Origin of the sequence: Pseudochrobactrum sp. AO18b (genome assembly GCF_000409565.1) — a bacterium.
GTDB lineage: Bacteria > Pseudomonadota > Alphaproteobacteria > Rhizobiales > Rhizobiaceae > Pseudochrobactrum > Pseudochrobactrum saccharolyticum.
This window is the reverse complement of sequence record NZ_ANNO01000136.1, coordinates 1-6,541: the sequence shown is the minus strand read 5'-3', so window position 1 is coordinate 6,541 and position 6,541 is coordinate 1. Positions and strand designations below refer to the sequence as shown.

Below are 6,541 nucleotides of genomic sequence, written 5' to 3'. Positions count from 1 at the left end.
GCTGTAACCGATTCTGGAATAAGGGCTTTTAGGCATTCGCCCCTGTGAATAAAAAGTTAAAAAATCTTTGAGATTTTTAGACCTTAAGCGCCTTTTTTCGCTGGTTTTTCTGCCAGTGCTGCTTCGATTTTAGCAATACGCTCTTCGAGCTCGGCAATTTTGACCGTCAGGGCACTGTTTTCGGTACGGGTTTTAACGGCCATTTCACGCATGGCTTCAAAATCTTCACGCTGCACAACATCCAAAGTGTTAAGCAGCTTTTCACCCTGAGAGCGCATTGCTGTCTCGACTTCACGACGCACGCCCTGCGCGGCACCCGCAGCATCAGTGACGAGTTTTGCGAGTTCATCAAGAACTTTACCGGTTGCATTACTCATTGGATCACCTCTTTTTAGCCGCCACAGGCGGAAATAAATCTCTAATGCTGAGATAAGCCCGCATTATAAATGATGCAAGACTGCGAAGCTTTAAAAACAAAACGACTTTGCCGGAGATTTAAGACCAGCTTAAGGCTAAAACCCGAATAAAGCCATAAAAGCAACGGACTTTTATCCTGAACAAAAATTCGCTATGCCTCATGCATAACAGCATCAACCAGTGCTGAACGCATAATAGCAGACGCAGCCATAACGGAGTGAAGAATGACCGAACCGCAGATCATGATGGCTGCACTGCCCTTCCCGAATATTGATCCTGTGCTGTTTTCCATAGGGCCGCTCTCCGTGCATTGGTATGGTATCGGCTATGTCATCGGCATTTTATTTGCGTGGTGGTATGGCAAGAAACTCGTAAACACAGCGCGTCTGTGGCCGAATAATAATGCGCCGATGGATCCGCTGGCGCTGGACGATTTTGTACTCTGGGCGGCGCTTGGGGTCGTGATCGGTGGACGTCTCGGTTACGTGCTGTTTTATAATTTCGGTTTCTATATCAGCAATCCGCTGGAAATACCGGCTGTCTGGGACGGCGGCATGTCTTTCCATGGCGGCATTCTCGGCACGACCGTTGCCATGATCCTGTTTGCACGCAAGCGTGGCATTCCTGTCTGGAGTATGTTCGACACTATCGCCGCCGGTGTGCCGATCGGCCTTGGCGTCGTGCGCATTGCCAATTTCATCAATTCAGAACTCTGGGGTCGTGTCAGCGATGTTTCATGGGCGGTCTATTTCCCGAATGGCGGCCCGCTGCCACGGCATCCGAGCCAGCTTTATGAAGCAGCACTCGAAGGCTTTGTATTGTTCTTCGTGCTGGCTCTGCTGATCTGGAAGAGCAATAAACTCAAAGCTCCGGGTTTCATCGCCGGTGCCTTTGTCGCCGGTTATGGCTTGTCACGTATTCTGGTGGAATTCTTCCGCGAACCGGACGCACAGCTCGGCTATCTCGTCGGTGGCTGGATGACCATGGGCATGGTTCTGTCTGTTCCGATGGTACTGCTTGGTGTCTGGGCAATGTGGCGCGGAAACCGCGCTGCGGCAAAGGCATAAACAATGGCAGAAACGACAATCCCCGCCGCAGACAGACTGAAGCAGCGTCTGATCCGTCTTATCAGCAATGGCGGGCCGATCAGCGTGGCAGATTATATGGCTTTCTGCCTCGCCGATCATGACGGCGGCTATTACATGACCCGTGAGCCGTTCGGGGCGAAAGGTGACTTCATCACCGCGCCGGAAGTCAGCCAGATGTTTGGTGAACTGATCGGCATCTGGGTCGTCAGCTATTGGGAAGCTCTGGGTAAACCGGAAAACTGCACCATTTGCGAAATTGGCGGTGGTCGCGGCACATTGATGAGCGATCTGCTGCGCGCGGCTGGCAAACTGGCACCGGAACTGCTGCGTACCGCCCATATCGCGATGGTGGAAACCAGCGACCGGTTGACAGGCGTGCAAAAGAAAAAACTTGAGGGTGCCGCCCCTCACATGGCTTGGTACAAAAGCTTCGGGGAAATCCCGCAAAACACGCTGATCCTCGTCGCTAATGAATTGTTCGACGCGCTGCCGGATCATCAATATGTCAAACATGAAGGTCGCTTTGTTGAGCGCATGGTAGCGACCTGCAATGAGGCAGCACCGGAACTTTGCTTCACTACCGGAACCGGCGGCATTGACCCTGCCCTTCTGCCGAAAGGTCATGAAACAGCACCGGAAGGTACAATTTTCGAGGCCTCACCGGCACGTTCTGCGCTGATGCAGCAGATCAGCGAACATATCCGCAAGCACAAAGGTGCGGCGTTGCTGATTGACTATGGCTCTCATGAAGCCGGTTTCGGCAACACACTGCAGGCACTCTATCAGCACGCCTATCAGGATGTGTTCATCGCTCCCGGTCAGGCCGATATTACTACACATGTGGATTTTGCCGCTCTCGCACAAATCGCTTCCGGCCTCGGCTGCACGACAAAAGCTGAAGAACAGGGCGACTTCCTGTTGAGAATGGGGCTGCTCAGCCGTGCCGGTCAGCTTGGTGCCGGTAAATCTGCCAGCGTGCAGGAGCAAATCCGTGATGATGTGGAGCGGCTGGCTGCGCCAAACCAGATGGGCAGCCTGTTTAAAGTCTTAAGCGTCACTTATCCCGACCTGAAAACAATCTGATATTTCATTTTCCAGAGAGACTATCATGACCAATATGCCTGATCCGATCCGCTCTCCTTTGCTCGAAACCAATGACCGCATCGCGCATGGGTTTTTCACCCGTCTCGGCGGCGTATCTTCCGGCATTTATGACAGCCTCAATGTCGGCGCAGGTTCTAAAGATGATCCTGATGCTGTTGCAGAAAACCGCCGTCGCGTAGCAGCCTATTTCGACCTCCAGCCGGCAGACCTGCAAACTCTCTATCAGGTGCATTCACCAACCGTTCTGACTATCACCGAAGCCCTGCCTTCGCCACGCCCGCAGGCGGATGCGATGGTGACCAATGTGCCGGGACTGATTCTGGGTGCATTGAGCGCCGATTGTGGTCCTGTGCTGTTTTGTGAGCCGGAAGCGGGCATTATCGGCTCCGCACATGCCGGTTGGCGCGGTGCCTTGGCCGGTGTTCTGGAAAACACCGTGGAAGCCATGGTTAATCTGGGCGGTGAAAGGTCAAAAATCCGCGCAGTTCTGGGGCCGTGCATTGGTCAGGACAATTATGAAGTCGGCGCTGAATTCGTTGCGGAATTCACTGCCCGCGATCAGACTTATGAACAATATTTCCGCCCATCGAGCGATCCGGCGCGTAAAATGTTTGATCTTTGGAGCTTTATCGTTGATCGTCTGTCAGCCTGCGGTATCCAGACAGCGTCTCTTGATCTCTGTACCTATGCCGATGAAGCGCGGTTTTTCTCTTATCGCCGCACCACCCATCGCAAGGAACCGGATTACGGACGCCAGATCGCCGCTATTGCCATCCGGAAGTAAGCGCTTCCGGTTCTGAAAACATGCATGATCCTGCCGGACTGCTCGCAGAGCGGTAACCGGCACGGTCGTTTGTTCAATGCGGAGATAATTATGGCACTTCACTTTGCACCGGAAGAATTTGCGGCACGCCGTGACCGGCTGATGCTCTGCATGGCTGAGAACAAGCTTGATGCATTGCTGCTATTTTCTCAGGAAAGCATGTATTGGCTGACCGGCTATGACACTTTCGGCTTTTGTTTTTTCCAGTGTCTGGTCGTCAAGCAGGACGGTAGCATGGTGCTGATGACACGCTCCGCCGATCTGCGTCAGGCGCGCCACACTTCTACGATTGAACATATCGTGCAATGGACAGATCGCGAAAACGCCAATCCTGCGGTTGATCTGCGCAATCTGCTTAATGATATGGATCTGCTTGGTGCCCGCATCGGTGTTGAATATCAGACCCACGGACTGACCGCCGCCAATGGCCGCAAACTGGATGAGCAGCTGAACAGCTTTGCCAAAGTCATCGATGCTTCCGGCATGGTTGATCGCCTGCGTCTGCTGAAAAGCCCTGCGGAAGCCGATTATGCCCGCAAGGCCGCAGCCTTGAGCGATGCGATTTATGATGCTGCACTTGATCAGACGCGCAAGAATGCCAATGAGGCGAATATTCTTGCCGCGATGATGGAAGCCAATTTCCTCGGCGATGGTGATTTTCCGGCCAATGAATATATTATCGGCTCCGGCCCCGATGCTCTTCTCTGCCGTTATAAATCCGGCCGCAGGCAGCTGCACAAAAATGACCAGCTGACCCTTGAATGGTCCGGCGTCTACCGCCATTATCACGCGCCGATGATGCGCACAGTACTGACCGGCAAAGCAACCAAGCGTCATGAGGAACTGTATCAGGCAGCACATGAAGCCTTGATGGCTGTGGAAGCCGCCCTCACCCCTGCCTCGACATTCGGCGATGTTTTTGAAGCCCATGCCAAGGCACTGGAAGCGCATTCGCTGACGCGGCACCGCCTCAATGCCTGCGGTTATTCCGTGGGTGCACGCTTCACACCGTCATGGATGGATCCGCAGATGTTCTATGCGGGCAATGCCGAGCGCATCGAGCCGGATATGACGCTGTTTGCCCATATGATTATTATGGATTCTGAAACCAATACGGCCATGACTTTAGGCCAGACCTATCTGACCACCAACGGCCCTGCCGAAAGCCTGTCGAAAAGCAGTCTTGATCTGGTGATTATTTAACAGGAACTGAAGCCGATGCCGGTTACTTTATCTGCCTCTGTTGATGCTTCTTTAAAACGGAAAGCAACACCGCAGTTGCCTTTTAAATCCTCCGCAACATTACCGTTGCTTTTTAAGTCTTCCGCAACATTACCGTTGCTGGTATCAGCCCTTCTGCTGGCTGGTTGCTCCTCGCAGACGACCAGTGAGAAAAGCGCGGCGCTTGCCCCGCTGACCTCTGATTTTGGTCAGCCCGCACAGGCTGCTCAGGCGCCTTTGAATATGGCCAAGGTGCGTAATTACAAACTCTATATTGCACCGATCATCGGCGCACCGCTGGAGATTGTGACACCGCTCTCATTGCGTTTTGACGACATCCTCAAAACCCAGTCCATTACTCTCGCCTCAAATATGGAAACCGAAGCCGATTATATTCTCAAAGGCTATCTGTCCAACCTCACCGAGAATAATCAGACTTCTGTGCTTTATGTCTGGGATGTTATGGATAAGCAGGGCAATCGCGTCCATCGCCTGCAAGGTCAGGAGAAAGTCTCCGGCAAAAACGGCTGGTCGTCTGTTCCTGCGAATGTGATGGGCAAAATTGCAGATGACACGCTGGCAGACTATTTCCGCTGGGTTTCGGCCAACGCTCCGTAAACAGCTTCAATCACGATCAAACATCAGGTGAGACTCAGCTTCACCTGATCCTGCCGGTCATGTTAAGCCTGTTCTCAGAAACTTCACACAAACGTGTCTTTTTGGCCTATAGAGAGCATGAAAATGCAACTTTTGTGAAATATCGGGGCATTAATGCTGCCCTGCGGCTTTTGTACCCTTGCAATACTGGCCAAGCTTTGTAAAAGGCCGCTCATCCAGCCAGTGTTGTATGAAGAAATGATGCATAGCTGCTGAAGTTGAAATTCTATGAGACGGACGGGTTGCAGACCCTGAATTCTCACAATCAAACCCGGATACAGGGAATCCGCGCATGACCAATGCAAAATGCATTCAAGGTTTATGCGCTAGGCAAACCAGCGCCAGAGGCAAAAAAGCATGAAACTTTTCGCGGGCAACTCCAATCGTGTCCTAGCAGAATCCGTCGCAAAACATCTGAATATTCCGCTCGGCAAAGCCGTTGTGAAGCGTTTTGCCGATCAGGAAATCTTCGTGGAAATTCAGGAAAATGTGCGTGGTGAGGACGTTTTCGTTCTGCAGTCCACCTCTTATCCGACCAATGACCACCTGATGGAACTGCTGATCATGATCGATGCATTCCGTCGTTCTTCAGCACGCCGCATCACTGCAGTGCTGCCTTATTACGGCTATGCCCGTCAGGATCGTAAACCAGGCCCGCGCACACCGATTTCCGCCAAGCTGGTTGCCAATCTTATCACTGAAGCCGGTGCAAACCGCGTTCTGACCCTTGATCTTCATGCCGGTCAGATTCAGGGCTTCTTCGATATCCCGACCGACAATCTCTATGCTGTTCCGGTTATCGCCCGCGATGTTAAAGCCAATTACGATACATCCAATGTGATGGTGGTTTCGCCTGACGTTGGTGGTGTGGTACGCGCCCGCTCACTGGCGAAGCGCATTGATGCGCAGCTGGCAATCGTTGACAAGCGCCGTGACCGTCCGGGTGAATCGGAAGTAATGAACGTCATCGGTGACGTGACCGGCAAAGACTGCCTGCTGTTCGACGATATCGTTGATTCCGGCGGCACACTCTGCAATGCGGCTGAAGCTCTGCTGGCCAAAGGCGCAACCAGCGTTACCGCCTATATCACCCATGGTGTTCTCTCCGGTGGCGCGATTGCCCGTATCACCAATTCCAAGCTGAAAGAACTGGTTATCACCGATTCCATTCAGCCAACCGCTGCAATTGATCAGGCACACAACATCCGTGTTCTGTCGATCTCCGGCCTGA

Annotated in this window: 7 protein-coding genes; 6 read left to right on the top strand and 1 reads right to left on the bottom strand. The window is 52.7% G+C overall.

Annotated features, from left to right (window positions below; translation table 11 throughout):
* Positions 1-83: 83 nt before the first annotated feature.
* Positions 84-377 (bottom strand): accessory factor UbiK family protein, encoded by a 294-nt coding sequence (locus tag A918_RS0105780; protein WP_022710141.1) that lies wholly within the window; start codon positions 375-377, stop codon positions 84-86.
* Positions 378-641: 264 nt separating this feature from the next.
* Between A918_RS0105780 and lgt the strand changes: the two genes are divergently transcribed.
* From lgt to A918_RS0105745, 6 genes are all read left to right on the top strand, one after another.
* Positions 642-1,484, top strand: coding sequence for a prolipoprotein diacylglyceryl transferase (lgt, locus tag A918_RS0105775; protein WP_022710140.1), 843 nt, complete (start codon positions 642-644; stop codon positions 1,482-1,484).
* A gap of 3 nt (positions 1,485-1,487) precedes the next feature.
* Entirely contained in the window at positions 1,488-2,588 is a 1,101-nt protein-coding gene (locus A918_RS0105770; protein ID WP_022710139.1) for a class I SAM-dependent methyltransferase, read from the top strand.
* 25 nt (positions 2,589-2,613) lie between these two features.
* A complete protein-coding gene (gene pgeF, locus A918_RS0105765) occupies positions 2,614-3,393 on the top strand; it encodes a peptidoglycan editing factor PgeF (protein WP_022710138.1) in 780 nt (259 codons plus the stop codon).
* Between the two features lie 90 nt (positions 3,394-3,483).
* Positions 3,484-4,635, top strand: coding sequence for a Xaa-Pro peptidase family protein (locus A918_RS0105760; protein ID WP_028233440.1), 1,152 nt, complete (start codon positions 3,484-3,486; stop codon positions 4,633-4,635).
* A gap of 15 nt (positions 4,636-4,650) precedes the next feature.
* Positions 4,651-5,271, top strand: coding sequence for a hypothetical protein (locus A918_RS0105755; RefSeq protein ID WP_022710136.1), 621 nt, complete (start codon positions 4,651-4,653; stop codon positions 5,269-5,271).
* Positions 5,272-5,667: 396 nt separating this feature from the next.
* Positions 5,668-6,541: ribose-phosphate pyrophosphokinase (locus A918_RS0105745; protein WP_022710134.1), on the top strand; the 874-nt coding region annotated here is incomplete at its 3' end.

Bases quoted from the DNA above. Each gene is read 5' to 3' on its own strand.
- A918_RS0105760 (WP_028233440.1), top strand. From the start codon at position 3,484: ATGGCACTTCACTTTGCACCGGAAGAATTTGCGGCACGCCGTGACCGG.
- lgt (WP_022710140.1), top strand. From the start codon at position 642: ATGACCGAACCGCAGATCATGATGGCTGCACTGCCCTTCCCGAATATT.
- A918_RS0105780 (WP_022710141.1), bottom strand. From the start codon at position 377: ATGAGTAATGCAACCGGTAAAGTTCTTGATGAACTCGCAAAACTCGTC.
- A918_RS0105770 (WP_022710139.1), top strand. From the start codon at position 1,488: ATGGCAGAAACGACAATCCCCGCCGCAGACAGACTGAAGCAGCGTCTG.
- pgeF (WP_022710138.1), top strand. From the start codon at position 2,614: ATGACCAATATGCCTGATCCGATCCGCTCTCCTTTGCTCGAAACCAAT.
- A918_RS0105755 (WP_022710136.1), top strand. From the start codon at position 4,651: ATGCCGGTTACTTTATCTGCCTCTGTTGATGCTTCTTTAAAACGGAAA.